Origin of the sequence: Parathalassolituus penaei, assembly GCF_026626885.1 — a bacterium.
Taxonomy (GTDB): Bacteria; Pseudomonadota; Gammaproteobacteria; order Pseudomonadales; family Oceanobacteraceae; genus Oceanobacter; species Oceanobacter penaei.
Genome location: NZ_JAPNOA010000025.1, coordinates 73,319 through 88,173 on the forward strand (window position 1 = coordinate 73,319; position 14,855 = coordinate 88,173).

15 protein-coding genes are annotated in these 14,855 nt (G+C 54.4%); 7 read left to right on the forward strand and 8 right to left on the reverse strand.

Going from position 1 to position 14,855, the window contains the following annotated elements:
- Positions 1-31 precede the first annotated feature (31 nt).
- Positions 32-1,930: a tRNA uridine-5-carboxymethylaminomethyl(34) synthesis enzyme MnmG gene (mnmG, locus tag OUO13_RS08585; RefSeq protein WP_283173459.1), complete on the reverse strand. Its 1,899-nt coding sequence runs from the start codon at positions 1,928-1,930 to the stop codon at positions 32-34.
- Positions 1,931-2,007: 77 nt separating this feature from the next.
- Between mnmG and OUO13_RS08590 the strand changes: the two genes are divergently transcribed.
- A complete protein-coding gene (locus OUO13_RS08590; RefSeq protein WP_283173460.1) occupies positions 2,008-2,451 on the forward strand; it encodes a hypothetical protein in 444 nt (147 codons plus the stop codon).
- Positions 2,452-2,477: 26 nt separating this feature from the next.
- Here OUO13_RS08590 and OUO13_RS08595 read toward each other — a convergent pair whose 3' ends face one another.
- Both OUO13_RS08595 and OUO13_RS08600 read right to left on the reverse strand, forming a co-directional pair.
- A complete protein-coding gene (locus tag OUO13_RS08595; RefSeq protein ID WP_283173461.1) occupies positions 2,478-3,227 on the reverse strand; it encodes a hypothetical protein in 750 nt (249 codons plus the stop codon).
- Positions 3,228-3,397: 170 nt separating this feature from the next.
- Complete coding sequence (locus tag OUO13_RS08600) at positions 3,398-4,213, reverse strand: hypothetical protein (protein WP_283173462.1); 816 nt, start codon at positions 4,211-4,213, stop codon at positions 3,398-3,400.
- 288 nt (positions 4,214-4,501) lie between these two features.
- Here OUO13_RS08600 and OUO13_RS08605 point away from each other — a divergent pair, with 288 nt between their 5' ends.
- From OUO13_RS08605 to OUO13_RS08615, 3 genes are all read left to right on the forward strand, one after another.
- Entirely contained in the window at positions 4,502-5,050 is a 549-nt protein-coding gene (locus OUO13_RS08605; protein ID WP_283173463.1) for a TetR/AcrR family transcriptional regulator, read from the forward strand.
- A gap of 89 nt (positions 5,051-5,139) precedes the next feature.
- Positions 5,140-5,817: a HupE/UreJ family protein gene (locus OUO13_RS08610; RefSeq protein WP_283173464.1), complete on the forward strand. Its 678-nt coding sequence runs from the start codon at positions 5,140-5,142 to the stop codon at positions 5,815-5,817.
- Between the two features lie 7 nt (positions 5,818-5,824).
- Positions 5,825-6,355: a hypothetical protein gene (locus OUO13_RS08615; RefSeq protein ID WP_283173465.1), complete on the forward strand. Its 531-nt coding sequence runs from the start codon at positions 5,825-5,827 to the stop codon at positions 6,353-6,355.
- Positions 6,356-6,439: 84 nt separating this feature from the next.
- On the opposite strand, the gene mnmE is transcribed toward OUO13_RS08615, so the two are convergent.
- The 5 genes from mnmE to rpmH all read right to left on the reverse strand — a co-directional run bounded on the left by mnmE (position 6,440) and on the right by rpmH (position 10,432).
- Positions 6,440-7,834 carry a tRNA uridine-5-carboxymethylaminomethyl(34) synthesis GTPase MnmE gene (gene mnmE, locus OUO13_RS08620; RefSeq protein ID WP_283173466.1) on the reverse strand — a complete coding sequence of 465 codons (1,395 nt, stop codon included), beginning with the start codon at positions 7,832-7,834 and terminating at the stop codon, positions 6,440-6,442.
- Between the two features lie 125 nt (positions 7,835-7,959).
- On the reverse strand, positions 7,960-9,603 hold the full coding sequence (gene yidC / locus OUO13_RS08625) for a membrane protein insertase YidC (RefSeq protein ID WP_283173467.1): 1,644 nt from the start codon (positions 9,601-9,603) through the stop codon (positions 7,960-7,962).
- A gap of 2 nt (positions 9,604-9,605) precedes the next feature.
- Entirely contained in the window at positions 9,606-9,905 is a 300-nt protein-coding gene (yidD, locus tag OUO13_RS08630; protein ID WP_283173468.1) for a membrane protein insertion efficiency factor YidD, read from the reverse strand.
- On the reverse strand, positions 9,865-10,257 hold the full coding sequence (gene rnpA, locus OUO13_RS08635) for a ribonuclease P protein component (RefSeq protein ID WP_283173469.1): 393 nt from the start codon (positions 10,255-10,257) through the stop codon (positions 9,865-9,867). Before rnpA ends, yidD begins: the two co-directional genes overlap by 41 nt.
- Positions 10,258-10,297: 40 nt before the next feature.
- Entirely contained in the window at positions 10,298-10,432 is a 135-nt protein-coding gene (rpmH, locus tag OUO13_RS08640; RefSeq protein ID WP_283173470.1) for a 50S ribosomal protein L34, read from the reverse strand.
- A 653-nt stretch (positions 10,433-11,085) separates the two neighbouring features.
- Between rpmH and dnaA the strand changes: the two genes are divergently transcribed.
- Genes dnaA through recF form a run of 3 tightly spaced genes read left to right on the forward strand, consistent with a single transcriptional unit; the run spans position 11,086 to position 14,826 of the window.
- Complete coding sequence (gene dnaA, locus OUO13_RS08645) at positions 11,086-12,612, forward strand: chromosomal replication initiator protein DnaA (protein ID WP_283173471.1); 1,527 nt, start codon at positions 11,086-11,088, stop codon at positions 12,610-12,612.
- Positions 12,613-12,628: 16 nt separating this feature from the next.
- The gene (gene dnaN / locus OUO13_RS08650; RefSeq protein ID WP_283173472.1) at positions 12,629-13,729 is read left to right on the forward strand and encodes a DNA polymerase III subunit beta; all 1,101 of its coding nucleotides are present in this window, start codon (positions 12,629-12,631) and stop codon (positions 13,727-13,729) included.
- Between the two features lie 5 nt (positions 13,730-13,734).
- Entirely contained in the window at positions 13,735-14,826 is a 1,092-nt protein-coding gene (gene recF, locus OUO13_RS08655) for a DNA replication/repair protein RecF (protein ID WP_283173473.1), read from the forward strand.
- Positions 14,827-14,855: the final 29 nt, after the last annotated feature.

A 14,855-nucleotide genomic window follows, 5' to 3' on the forward strand; every position in this document is an offset into this window, starting at 1 on the left:
TGTCCACGGCGAACCGTGATCAGTCACTGGCTCAGCTGGTTACCCGTGCCGCCATTTTGTGTTTTTTCAGGTGAATCAGAATCTGGCTGATCGCCGCCGGGGTAATACCGGAAATACGCGATGCCACACCCAACGTTTCCGGCTTGAGGGTACGCAGTTTCTGTTTCACCTCGTTGGACAGACCACCCAGCGCGTCGTAGTCGAGATCTTCCGGCAGCGGCGTATTTTCATAACGACGCAGCTGTTCGATTTCTTCCAGCTGACGAGCAATGTAACCGTCGTATTTGGCCTGGATTTCAACCTGCTCCGCGACCTGTTCGTCCACAACCGCTTCGCCCTTCAAACCAGCCACCTGCTGGTAATTCAGACCCGGACGCTTGAGCAGGTCCATCAGGCTGTATTCACGTACCGGAGCGGTTTCACCCAGCGCTTCCACAATAGCGGCCTCGGCAGAACCCGGCTGGATCCAGGTGCTCTTCAGACGCTGCGCTTCTGCCTCAATGGCTTCACGCTTGGCGGAGAACGCCGCCCAACGCTCGTCATCAACAATACCCAGCTGACGACCGATTTCGGTCAGACGCAGGTCGGCGTTGTCCTCACGCAGAACAAGACGGTATTCCGCACGGCTGGTGAACATCCGGTACGGCTCCTTGGTGCCCATGGTGATCAGGTCGTCGACCAGCACACCGATGTAGGACTGGTCACGACGCGGAGTCCAGATGTCCTTGTCCTGAGCACGCAGGGCGGCGTTCAGACCGGCCAGCAGCCCCTGGGCACCGGCTTCTTCATAACCGGTAGTGCCGTTGATCTGGCCTGCAAAGAACAGGTTGTTGATCACCCGGGTTTCGAGGCTGTGTTTCAGCTGCTGCGGGTTGAAGTAGTCGTATTCGATGGCGTAACCCGGACGGGTGATGTGCGCCTTTTCAAAACCGGCAATCGACTGGATGTACTGCAGCTGCACATCAAACGGCAGACTGGTGGAAATCCCGTTCGGATACAGCTCGTTGCTGGTCAGGCCTTCCGGTTCCACAAACACCTGGTGGCTGGTCTTGTCGGCAAAACGGGTCACCTTGTCTTCGATCGACGGGCAATAACGCGGGCCAATACCTTCAATCACACCGGCAAACATCGGTGAACGGTGCAGGTTGGCGCGAATAATATCGTGGGTACGTTCGCTGGTATGGGTCATGTAGCAGCTTACCTGCTGCGGATGTTCACTCACGGAGCCCAGGAATGACATCACCGGCAGCGGGGTATCACCCGGCTGCTCCTGCATCACCGAAAAATCCACACTGCGACGGTCGATACGCGCCGGAGTACCGGTTTTCAGACGGCCCACATCAAACGGCATTTCACGCAGACGCTGGGACAGACGAATGGACGGTGGATCACCGGCACGACCACCGCTGTGGTTTTCCATACCAATGTGAATCAGGCCATTCAGGAAAGTACCAGCGGTCAGCACCACACAGGTGGCATGAATACGCATGTTGGTGTTGGTCACCACACCACACACAGTACTGCCCACACCATCACCCTGCATGATCAGGTCATCACAGGCGGCCTGGAAAATATCGAGGTTGGGCTGATTTTCAACGATGTTGCGAATCGCCGCCCGGTACAACTGACGGTCAGCCTGAGCGCGGGTTGCACGCACCGCCGGGCCTTTGCGGCTGTTGAGGACACGGAACTGGATACCGGCGCGGTCAGTGGCACGCGCCATGGCTCCGCCCAGAGCATCAATCTCCTTCACCAGATGGCTTTTACCAATACCACCAATGGCCGGATTACAGGACATCACGCCGACGGTGTCAGTGTTATGCGTCAGCAGCAGGGTCTTGCAACCGGTACGGGCCGCTGCCAGCGCAGCTTCGGTTCCGGCATGACCACCACCTACCACAATCACGTCATAACGAACGGGATAATCCACAGCTCACCTCAAGGCTTACCAAACAGAAAAGGGCGCGAAGTATATCAGCAGTTATCGGGCGGGTGCAGTGCCTCTGGGTGTTTTTTGTACAGGCATTTTATCAACAGAGGTTTTCAACAGCAGAATGCCTGTGGAAAATGTTTTCCACACGCACCACAAAACTCAAAAAAATCCTTTATCTTCATAAAGATAAATCACAAAAAAGACTGTTGAAAAGTTTTTATGAAAACTTTTTCCACAATCATGAGCGCAAGGTTTTCCGAGGTCACCGACAAAAACAATACACAGATATCAGAGGTTTTCGACAGTCTTATCCACAACAGGGATATGAATTTGACGAGCTATTACCGCGCTTGAGTAACAAACGTTCAGTCAGAAGGGGGTTCAAAAGTCGTGTGCAGAATCAAAACAGGCAGGAGAACGGCAATTCGCAGGAAGCCGTTAACGATCACAGGCAGCAAGCCGCCGCGATGTCAGCAAAAGGAATAATGGGGGTAAAACAAGGACGAAGGCAGAAGTAACACCCCGCTTGCGGGGTGTTGGGGAATTAACGACTGAAATTCATAATCAGCATGCTGGTGCCATTCAACAAATACATTTCCAGAGTACCGGCCTGGTTCATGGCAGCAAACCCACTGACCGTGGCACTGATATCAAAACCGCTGCAATTGCTGCGTTCGTAGAGGTTGGCTTTCATCAGCGGATAAGCGCTGTTGAGCAAAAACAGCTCACCCTTGAAGGTACAGCCGGAAGGGCCAGAACCCACAAAACTGTTTTTGCCATCCAGTTGGCTGACATACAAACTGTAATTGCCCGCTTTCCAGGTACCAACCAGATTCCACAGATTGGATTCATTATCCCAGCTGCCATCAGCATTCAAGACCAGGCTGCCAGCCGTGCTGGTACCCAGACGATAGTCGCCAGCGATGGTGCCGGTAGTCGCCGTTTGCTCCACCAGCAAACCATTCACTTCGTAATGTCCGGAAACACTACCACCCGAGGCGTAGTGTTTTGCCGTGGCATTGGCCCAGGTAATCGGATAACTGTCGAACACCATCCCGACCGAGCGTTCGGAACTGATATAGGACACAGTGCCGACATAACCGCGACTGCCGTCAGTACCGTAGAGCTTGCCCTCGTACACCAGGAAACGGAGTTTACCGTTCTGGTCGAACTGGCCATCCCAGAAACCATTCAGTGCGATAGCACGATCATAAGAAGATTCAATAGGTGCGTTATTGTCAACGGCGACGCAGGAGGCCAGCACGGTTGAAAAAAGAATGGGCAAGGCGCGCATGACTTGTCCTTCTGTGTGAACCACAGGGATTACAGCTCGTTATTATCAGTTATCGTTTGTGACTTTATATGTCAATTAATGACGTTTCGCGTCACAAAAGTATGCCGAGGAGGCTTGTTACAAATTTCTATGAAAAAGTCAACAGCATGTCCGTCAGATTTCTGGTTTTGTCACGAACCGGAAGAAGATACGGGAGAGAACAACAAAAACAGCTGTTCGGAGTCCTTGCGCAGATAGAACTCAAGTTCACCATTGTTATTCAGAGTGGCAAAGCCGGAGACGTCGGTTTTATTAAAAACATCACAGTTTTTGCGCTCGGAAAGGGTAACGGCATACAAATTCTGGCTGCCATTGATCACGCTGAGCGTGCCGTTAAAAGCACACCCACCGGTGGTCGCCGCAATGCCTTTTAACGAACCACTGCTGCCATTGGTCGTGACATACAACTCGTAATCCCCTGTACTCCACTGACCCGCCACCTTGCTCAGACTGGCGCTGGTTGACCAACTGCCATCATCGGACAAGGTAAAACTGCCTGTCGCCGTTGTGCTGCTGTAATCACCCACCAGCGTGTCGTTACTGCTGGTGACCGTAAACAATAGACCGTCCAGATCGTAGGTTACCGCTGTACCGCTGGCGTAATACCAGCCATTGGCCTCGTCACTGGAGCTGATGCTGCGTGCCGCCAGGCTTAACACCGCCCGGCTTTCGGAATTGTTGTACTCGATGGTGCCGTAGTACCCATAAGTTTCATCCTTGCCGAATACATTGCCCTGCCAGATCAGCAGTCGCAGAGTGGAAGCCTGGTCAAACTGGCCATCCCACAGGCCATTCAGCATCAGGGTCGTCGTGGTAACCGGGTCACCCTGATCATTGCTGACGGAGTTGTCGGTCGCAGGATCCGATGACACCGAAATACAGGCTGTCAGCAGCAATGACAGCAACCCAGACAACAGTAACGGCACACAGACGGACATCCGGTTCATAAATACAGGCCTCCAATGAACACTCGCTCAGTCACGGGCCGCTGCAACCGCATGGAAATACACGCAACCACCCTGTTTTAACCCTAGCAGGCAGACAAAAAGCTGCCGAACCCTGCTGATGAGTGGCGCAAATGGCTGAATTGCCCATCGCTATCGAACGTTAGTGTGGTTTTTTGGGCCCGAATGGTGGTTTTCTGACCTGTAACATTCTTTTTTGAACTAACAGCCGATAGTGTTTCGGTTAATTTCAGATCAACTTTGACAACAACCAGGTTAGGGAGAGACATGATGAGTGAGACGAGAGATCAGCTGAAACAGATTGCCGCGACGCAAATCCGTCAGAAGAACCTGGCGGCTGCCAGTTTCCGTGAGATGGGCAAGGCCGCGGGCATCAAATCCAGCTCCGTGCATTACCATTTCAAAAGCCGCGACGCCCTGCTGCTGGAAGTTCTGCAGGATTATATCGTCCAGTTCAGCGCTGAACTGGATAGCCGTACGGAAGATATCAGCAGTCCACGTCAGCGGATGTTATGCCTGTTCGATCTGTGTTCTGAAGAAGTCATCGAAGGCCAGCAATCGCTGTTACTGGCCTACATCGCTGGTCGCCATGAACTGACAGACGCCAGCCGCGAAGCCTTGTCCGGTTTCCTCGAATACCTCTACCAGTGGCTGCTGGAAAGTCTGACATCTGCCCGCTTCCTGCCAGTGCCACGGGAATCGCTGGCGCGCGTCATTGTGGCCGCCATTGAGGGGGCCGCACTGGCCGACTGTGGCCGTGGTGGTAATGATCACCTCACAACCGTACGTGAATGGATCACTTCCCTGACTCGCCTCTAAGCCAGGTGTAGTAACCAGCCGCCACCAATAGCCTATTGGTCATTCACAACCGGGCCAGCACACTCAGGGTTTTACTCTGGTGATAGTGCATGGCCCGGCTTGTTCTTGTTCTGCTGCTTGGCAGCCTGAGCCCCTTGTTATGGGCACATGGCGTCGATGACAACACCCGCACGTTCCTGCAACAGCTCGATGGCAGCCGTATCGGAGCACTGTTTTATATCGGTGCCAAACATATGGTCACCGGTTACGACCACCTGCTGTTCCTCGCCGGTGTGGTGTTTTTCCTGCGCCGTCGCAGCGACATTCTGGTGTACGTCAGCCTGTTCACGCTCGGCCACAGCCTGACCCTGCTGGGCGGAGTCTTGGGTGGCATCCGCGTAAACGCCTGGCTGATCGACGCCATTATCGGCCTGTCGGTCGCCTGGAAAGCCTTTGATAACCTCGGTGGCTTTCGCCATCTGCTGGGTTTTCAGCCAGACAACCGCCCGATCACCCTGATTTTCGGGCTGTTCCACGGCCTTGGTCTGGCCACCAAACTGCAGGAATTCGAACTGCCCGCCAACGGTCTGCTGAGCAATCTGGTGGCGTTCAACATTGGCGTCGAAGCAGGACAGTGTCTGGCCCTGTTGCTGATTTTGCTGGCCCTGAACTGGTTGCGCCTGCTGCGTCTGCCGGGTCTGGTGGTAACGTTTAACGCGCTGCTGATGCTGGCCGGTTTTGTACTCACCGGTTATCAGCTCTGTGGTTTCTGGCTTAGCCAGTCGTGAGGTTTTTATGAATCATTCAGCCCATTCACCGCTGTCGGCGGCAGCCCTCTGGCGTACCACCCTGATCACCCTGCTGCTGGCAGCCTTGGTGGTTGTGTGTCTGGTGTTACCCGCCGAATTTGGTCGTGATCCAAGTGGTATTGGTGCCCGTCTTGGTCTGCTCGACCTGTCTGCTGAACCAGCCGCCAGCGCACAGGAAAACGTCGCTGCCAACGATCAGCAACGCCATTTCAGCATTACCCTCGGGCCCGGTATGGGGCAGGAATTCAAGGTGGTGATGCCGGCCAATGCCTTGATGGAATTTGAGTGGCATACCGATGGTGCACCGATCTATTTTGACCAGCATGGCGACCCTCTGGGGGATAGCAGCGGTTATTTCATGAGTTACAGCGAAAGCAGCGCCAGCAGTGTCAAAGGCCGCCTGTTGACGGTATTTGCAGGCAACCATGGCTGGTACTGGGAAAATCGCAGCGGCAATCCCGTCACCATCAGCCTCAGCATTGGTGGCGATTTTCCGCTGATGGAAGCCAAACACTGATTTCATCACCCAGCGGTACCGCATAAAAAAACGGGCACTGCTGAACAACAGTGCCCGTTTTGTTATGGCCAGCCGATTCTGTGGTTATTTGCCAATACAGAAACTGCCGAAGATCTTGCCGAGCAGATCATCAGCGCTGAATTCGCCGGTGATCTCACCCAAAGCCTTCTGGGCGGCACGCAGATCCTCCGCCAGCAATTCCCCTGCAGCCATTCCGTGAAGCTGCTCCAAACCGCTCTCAAGCGCTTTGCGGGCCTGTTGCAGGGCCTCCAGATGACGACGACGCGCCAGGAAACCCCCTTCACCACCGGCATCAAAGCCCATGACGGCTTTCAGGTGTTCGCGCAGGGGTTCGATACCAATCTGCTCACGGGCCGACAGACGCAGCACCGGAAAACGGCCTTCGCGATCCAGCCCCGGTACTTCCGCCGACAGGTCAATCTTGTTTCGAATCACGGTAATACGGCCGCTTTCAATGAGCTGATCAGTAAGTGAGTGCTCACCTCGCTCATCGTACAAACGATGCAACAAGGCCTCCGGATCGGTTTCATCACTGCTGGAGTCAATCATCAGCAGGATACGGTCAGCCTTGCTGATTTCATCCCAGGCACGCTGGATACCAATCCGTTCAACCGCGTCCGGAGCGTCACGCAGACCGGCGGTGTCGATGATGTGTAACGGCATACCGTCGATATGGATGTGTTCACGCAGCACGTCACGGGTAGTACCGGCAATGTCGGTCACAATCGCGCGTTCGTGGCCAGCGAGGGCATTCAACAACGATGACTTGCCAGCATTCGGACGACCCGCAATCACCACACTCATGCCTTCCCGCAGTAGGCTACCCTGATTGGCTTCGCGCTGTACGCCCTGCAAACGCTCAAACACCGCCTGCAGCATACCCGCGACCTTGCCATCCGACAGGAAGTCGATTTCTTCTTCGGGGAAATCAATGGCGGCTTCCACGTACATACGCAGCTCAATCAGGCTGCTGACCAGATCGTGGATGCGATTGGAAAACTCGCCCTGCAGGGAGCGCAGGGCACAACGTGCCGCCTGTTCCGACGCACAATCAATCAGGTCAGCAATGGCTTCGGCCTGAGCGAGGTCCATCTTGTCGTTGAGAAACGCCCGCTCGGAAAACTCGCCGGGCCGTGCCAGCCGACAACCGCGGGCGGTCAGGCTGCGCAGCAGCAAGTCGAGTACCACCGGGCCACCATGGCCCTGCAGTTCCAGAACGTCTTCTCCCGTAAAGGAGTTGGGGCCTGGGAAATACAGGGCAATGCCCTGATCCAGCACTTCGCCTTCAAGGCCATAGAACGGCCCATAGTACGCATAACGAGGCGCAGGCAGACGACCCAGCACCTGCTCGCCCAAAGTGGCTGCCAGCGGCCCGGAAACGCGCACAATGCCAACCCCGCCACGGCCAGGGGCGGTCGCAATGGCAACGATGGTATCGGTATGAACACTGGACGACATGACAACAACTCCTCGAAACACAAACAGGGCTCTGGTGACGGGCTTCAGTGTACCCGCAAGCCACGCATAACAAACGCACATAACAAAAAAGGCGCCGAAGCGCCTTTAGTGGATCAAAAGCGGGATCAGGCCCCTTTTTCGATCTGTTTGGTGATCACGTACTGCTGGGCAATGGACAGGATGTTGTTACACACCCAGTACAGTACCAGACCAGCCGGGAACCACAGGAAGAACACGGTGAACATGATTGGCATCAGCTGCATCACACGTGCTTGCATCGGATCTGGTGGAGCCGGGTTCAGCTTCATCTGGATAAACATGGAAGCACCCATGATCAGCGGCAGAATGAAATAAGGGTCCATGACCGACATGTCCTTGATCCACAGCGCAAATGGCGCCTGACGCAGTTCCACGGATTCCATCAGTACCCAGTACAGGGAGATGAATACCGGCATCTGGATCAGCATTGGCAGACAGCCACCGAGCGGATTGATCTTCTCGCGCTTGTACAGCGCCATCATTTCCTGGCCCAGTTTCTCACGGTTATCAGCATACTTTTCCTTCAGTTCCTGCATCTTCGGACCAACCTTGCGCATGTTGGCCATAGAGCGGTAGCTCATTGCAGACGGGTAGAAGAACAGCAGCTTCACACAGACAGTCAGCAGGATGATTGCAACACCCCAGTTGCCAACCAGACCATGGAAGAAAATCAGACCAGCAAACAGCGGCTGGGCAATCCACCACAACCAGCCGTAATCCACGGTCAGATCCAGGTGTTCAGCCACTTCGGCCAGACGATCCTGGGATTTTGGGCCCATATACAGGCTGGCACCGGTCTCAGCAGTAGCACCAGCAGCGACGGTCATTGGCTGATCGTAGAAACCGAAGATGTAGTTACCATTCACAAAACGGCCGTTGAACGTGTGGCTGGCGCTCTGGTCAGGTACCCAGGCGCTGACGAAGTAGTGTTGCAGCATGGCTGCCCAACCACCTTCGTGCTGGTTCTTGTACGGCTGTTCTTCCAGATCCTTGAAGGTCACCTTTTCGTAACGGTTTTCCTTGCTGGTAGTCGCCGCCCCCAGGTAAGCGTTCATACCCATGGAGCTGGACTTGGATGGATCTGCAGAACCGTCACGCTTCAGCTGGGCAAAGAACACACCCTGCCAGTCTTCAGACGAGGTGTTGTGGATACGGTAAGTCACGTCCACCAGGTAATCACCACGACGGAAAGTGAACACTTTTTCGACCAGACCTTTGGCAGTCTCAGCTTTCAGAACCACTGACAGAGAGTCAGCACCGTCTTTCAGCTCGTAGGAAGTGGCATCAACAACAAAACGGGCAGCGCCGTTGTTATCAACACCGTCACGACCAATCAGACCACTCTGGGCCACATAGGTACGACGCTCGTTCTGCTCCAGCAGCACAAACGGAGTGTCTTTCTGATCCACTGCAACCGGGTAAGCCGGCAGCAGGGCCTGAACAATTTCACCGCCCCGTGGATCGATGGTGATATCCAGCACGTCAGTGCGCACACGTACAGGTTCAGTAGAACCAGTAACCGCAGCAACGACAGGCTGACCATCAAGGGTAGGGTGTTCAGAGTTGGCGGATGCCACGCTGGCAACCGGCGCTTCGCTCTCGGTATTGAGAACAACATCCATCGGAGCAGTACTGCCAGGCTTCTGACCGTAGTCATCGTTCCAGGCAAGAATCATCAAATAACTGCTGATGGCAAGACCAATAAAAATAACCGTACGGCGGATATCCATCTTCAGGGTTTCCGTTGACAACAGTTGGAAGAATGGTGATCAGCGAGGTCGGGAACCATATCGACTCCGTGCTGACCCCAGGGATGGCAGCGAGACAGGCGCTTCAGTGTGAGCCAGCCTCCGGTCCAGGCGCCGTAGCGCTGGATGGCTTCGAGCCCATAGGCAGAGCAGGAAGGATAAAAACGGCAACGATTCGGCAGCATCGGGCTGATGGCATACCGATACACCCGGATTAACAACAAAAACAAACGAGCCAGAAGACTAGCGCCGCTTTTTTCGCTGGCTGTTATCGGGTTTGGCATGGCTGGGGCGCCTCAATCTGAACCAAAGGGCGTCAATCATCTCACGCAGCTGCTGGTTATCCAGTTCAGTACAGCCAGAGCGGGCGAGGATGACAAAGTCCTGTGCTTCGAGCTTTGCCTGATTCAGGCGGAACGATTCACGGACAATACGTTTGATGCGATTGCGGTCAACAGCGTGACGAACCTGTTTTTTCGCAATCACGAAGCCCAGTCGTGCCTGAGCCTGTTGATTGGCGCTTGCCAGGATCAACAGGCACGGCGTGCTCCCGCGCCATTCGGTGTTATCAAATACCCGCTTGAATTCAGCCGGTCGGAGCAGTCGCGCGTTACGGCTGAAATCGAATGCAGACATTTGAAACTGGAAACTGGTTACAGGAGCCTGGTAGTTACGCTCAGGCGCACAGACGAGCACGGCCCTTGGCGCGACGACGAGCCAGAACCTGACGACCGTTCTTGGTAGCCATGCGTGCACGGAAGCCGTGGGTACGCTTGCGCTTCAGTACGCTTGGTTGAAATGTACGTTTCATATGACTTTCACCCGGGTTGATGTTTAGGGTCGGTTTTTAAAGGGCGGCAATTGTAGGTTAAAGCAGGTGCCAAGGCAATGATTATTCCATGAACACTTTTGCTGACCGTAAATCCCCTTCGAGGCGCAACAAGTTACGGATTTTTCAGCACTTTTTCCAGTGCAATCGCTTACGGTCAGCAAATCTTTCCAAACGTTCGCGCAATTTTTTGACCGATCAGATTTTAGCCCGCCTTGGCAAAACTGCTCAAAATCCGACCTGTCCGACCCCAAATCGGTCAGCAAAATTAGTCTGTGAATGGAAATCTGGTCTGAAGGTAAGGGGAAGGGGTTTGATGTTATGGTTTTTACTGTTGGCAATTTCTGTGGATAACAATTATTTCTCTTTCTGAAACAATGGTTTGCGCGATGAATAACCGCATAGAAAAGACGTTGGTGAGCTGGGATTTAGCTGACCGGAAGAGGTGCATAAGATAGCCGGTTATACAGTCCGGCGAAAGTCGTCGATTTGTGCTGTGGAGCATCCTCAGGGTTATCGTCGGGTTATCCACAGAAAGTATCACACGCCGATTTGCTGACCGGAAGAATATCCTGTGGATAAGTTGAGCGGCTTTGATTAGAATGCTCGTCCCGTTTTTTTCCTAGCCGTTTGAGGTGTCAGTGACCGCCCTGTGGGAAGAGTGTCTGCGTAGCCTGGAGCACGAGTTGCCAACGCAGCAATACAACACCTGGATTCGTCCATTGATTGCGTCATCGCGTAATCAGCAGCTGATTCTGAGCGCCCCGAACCGCTTTGTGCGCGACTGGGTTAAAGACAAGTATCTGCAGCGCATACAGGAAATCCTCTCCGACCTGAATGGTGGGCGGATTACGCATGTCGATCTGGTCGTGGGGGAGTCACAACCCATGTTCCGGCCGCCTGAGCCTTCCCGTGTGGTCACTCCACCACCAACGGCACCGGTCAGTGCGCCGAGTTTTGCGGCGACCCGTGCCCGTGCCGAAGACAATCTGCCCGAAGATGATGATTTTGGTGCACCAGTGCCGTCACAACCGGCCAGCTCCATTATTATTCCGGCCAGTGCTGCTGCTCCGGCGGTTGCTGCTGCCGCTGCGAAAAACAGTAACCGTCGTGAAGTGCAGGTAGAAGGTGGCGTCAAACACCGCAGCTTCCTGAACCCGGCGTTTACGTTCAAAACCTTCGTGGAAGGTAAGTCGAACCAGCTGGCCCATGCGGCAGCACGTCAGGTGGCGGAAAACGCCGGTGGTTCCTACAACCCCCTCTTTATATATGGCGGCGTAGGTCTGGGTAAGACGCACCTGATGCACGCGGTGGGTAACTACCTGCAAAGCAAGAATCCGAATGCCAAGGTGCTGTATGTGCATTCCGAGCGTTTTGTGCAGGACATGGTAAAAGCCCTGCAGCTCAACGCCATCAACGAATTCAAACGTTTCTACCGTGGCCTGGACGCGTTGTTAATCGACGATATCCAGTTCTTTGCGGGCAAGGAACGTTCCCAGGAAGAGTTCTTCCACACCTTCAACGCCCTGTTGGAAGGTGGTCAGCAGATGATTCTGACCTGTGACCGTTATCCGAAAGAGATCCACGGTCTGGAAGAGCGTCTGAAATCCCGCTTCGGTTGGGGTCTGACGGTGGGTGTAGAACCTCCGGAACTGGAAACCCGGGTTGCGATCCTGATGAAAAAGGCCGAGCAGAGTAATATTCATCTGCCGGACGACGCTGCATTCTTTGTGGCGCAACGGATTCGCTCCAACGTGCGTGAACTGGAAGGCGCCCTCAAGCGGGTTATTGCCAGCGCCCAGTTCACCGGCAGTGAAATCACCCTGCCGTTTATCAAGGAATCCCTGAAAGACCTGCTGGCTCTGCAAGAGCGGCAGGTCAGTATTGATAACATCCAGCGCATTGTTGCCGACTATTACAAAATCAAGATCTCTGATTTATCATCTAAGCGCCGTACCAGATCGGTAGCCAGACCGCGCCAGGTCGCGATGGCTCTGAGCAAGGAGCTTACCAATCACAGTCTTCCAGAGATTGGTGAGGCTTTCGGAGGGCGCGACCATACCACCGTGTTGCACGCGTGTCGTAAAGTCAAAGAGCTGCAACAAACAAGCGCAGATGTTGCGGAAGATTACAAAAATCTGCTGCGTTCACTGACAACCTGAACCTGAGTGGAGAACCATGAAATTCGTCATCTCAAGGGAAGCCCTGCTTCGCCCCCTGCAACTGGTTGCCGGGGTCGTGGAAAAGCGGCAAACCCTGCCTGTACTCTCGAATGTGCTGCTGCAAGTACGCGGTCAGCAACTGTCTCTGACTGGTACAGACCTCGAGGTTGAACTGATTGGCCGCGTTACCCTGGACGAGGTTGGGATTGAAGGTGAAATAACGGTTCCCGGCAAAAAGCTGATGGACATCTGCCGCTCCCTGCCAGATGGTGCCCAGCTGGAAATCGCCCTGGAAGACCAGCGTGTTAACGTACGCTCCGGTCGTTCCCGTTTCACCCTGTCGACCCTGCCAGCCACAGAATTCCCGAATGTTGATTCCGTGGGTGAAGAAAAAACCTTCGCCATGAGTCAGCAGGTACTGCGTCGCGCCATCGATCGCACCAGCTTCGCCATGGCCCAGCAGGACGTACGTTATTACCTGAACGGTATGCTGTTTGAAGTCGGGCAGGACAGCCTGCGCACGGTTGCTACCGACGGTCACCGTCTGGCGACCTGCCGTGTTGATATCAGCGGTCCGGATGAAGCCCGTCAGATCATTCTACCACGCAAGGGCGTGCTGGAACTGGCCAAGCTGCTGACGGACGCTGACGTCAGTGTGACCCTGGCGTTCAGCGCCAATCACCTGCGTGCCCATACTGAAAACTTCAGCTTCACTTCCAAACTGGTGGACGGCAAGTTCCCGGATTACACCCGTGTGATTCCGAAGAACGGCACCAACGTGCTGATTGCCAACCGTCAGGAGCTGCGTCAGGTTTTTGCGCGTACCGCGATTCTGTCCAACGAAAAATACCGTGGTGTACGTCTGTTGCTGAGCACCGACATACTGCAGGTATTTGCCAATAACCCGGAACAGGAAGAAGCCGAAGAATCCGTAGGAGTGCACTATAATGGTGCATCCCTGGAGATGGGCTTTAACGTGTCCTACCTGCAAGATGTGATGTCCGTGATTGCCACGGAAAACGTCAAGATGACCCTGTCTGATGCCAACAGCAGTGCGCTGCTGGAAGAACCAGAGGGTGGGGATTCCGTCTACGTTGTTATGCCGATGCGTTTGTAATATCTATGCCCATTCGGCAACTCGATATTCAGGGGGTAAGGAATCTTGCCCCGCTGGATATTACTCCATCACCTCTGGTGAACTTCATTTATGGCGACAACGGCAGTGGTAAAACCAGTGTCCTCGAAGCCATACACCTGTTAGCAGCCGGTAAATCCTTTCGCAGCACCCAGGTGCGGCAGGTGCTCAGTCATGAGCGTGACCGCTGTGAAATCCGCCTGCGTTTTCAACGCGACGATGAGACTCCCGAACGCGAGTTATATCACCTGCGTCTGAAAAACGGCGACCACCTGTTCCGGCTGGATGAATCCCTGCTGAGTGCACAATCGCAGGTGGCAGCCCTGTTGCCGGTACAGGTCATTGAACCCAATACCTTTCGTTTGTTGTCGGGCACACCGGAAGACCGCCGCCAGTTTCTCGACTGGGGTGTGTTCCACGTGGAACCTGCCTTTATTGAAGAGTGGCGGATGTTTCGCCAGACCCTCAAACAACGCAACAGCGCATTAAAACAGGATCAGGGTGATTGGCTGGATGTGTGGAACAGCGGTTTTATTGAATCTGCCGCCCGCATCGACCAGTTCCGCAAAGCTTACCTGACCCTTCTGGTCGCGGAGTTCCGCAAGACGTTGGCCAGTCTGGATGACAGCCTCGACGTTAACCTGAATTATTACCCTGGCTGGGACCGTGAATCGGACCTCGCCAGTGTGCTGGAGCGGCAAAAAGACCGCGATATCCAGCTCGGTTTTACCCAGTCCGGCCCGCACCGGGCTGAGCTGCGTATTACCGTCAACCGCGTACCCGCCGCCGAGGTATTGTCACGCGGACAACAGAAAACCGTGGTTTCGGCGCTGAAGCTGGCACAGGGAATTGTGTTCAAGCAACAGACCGGCACTGCGCCGATATATCTGGTGGATGATCTGGCATCAGAACTCGATGCCAGGCACCGTCTGGCTTTATGCCAGGTGCTGGAAGATTTAAAATGTCAGGTCTTCATCACCAGTATTGAAAAGAACCAATTGATGGATGGCTGGGCCCCCGCCGATTTCAAAGTGTTTCACGTGGAACACGGCCAGCTTCAGGAAGAAACACTTGCCTGAACCCCACCACCAGAACCCTTTGGGTTGCC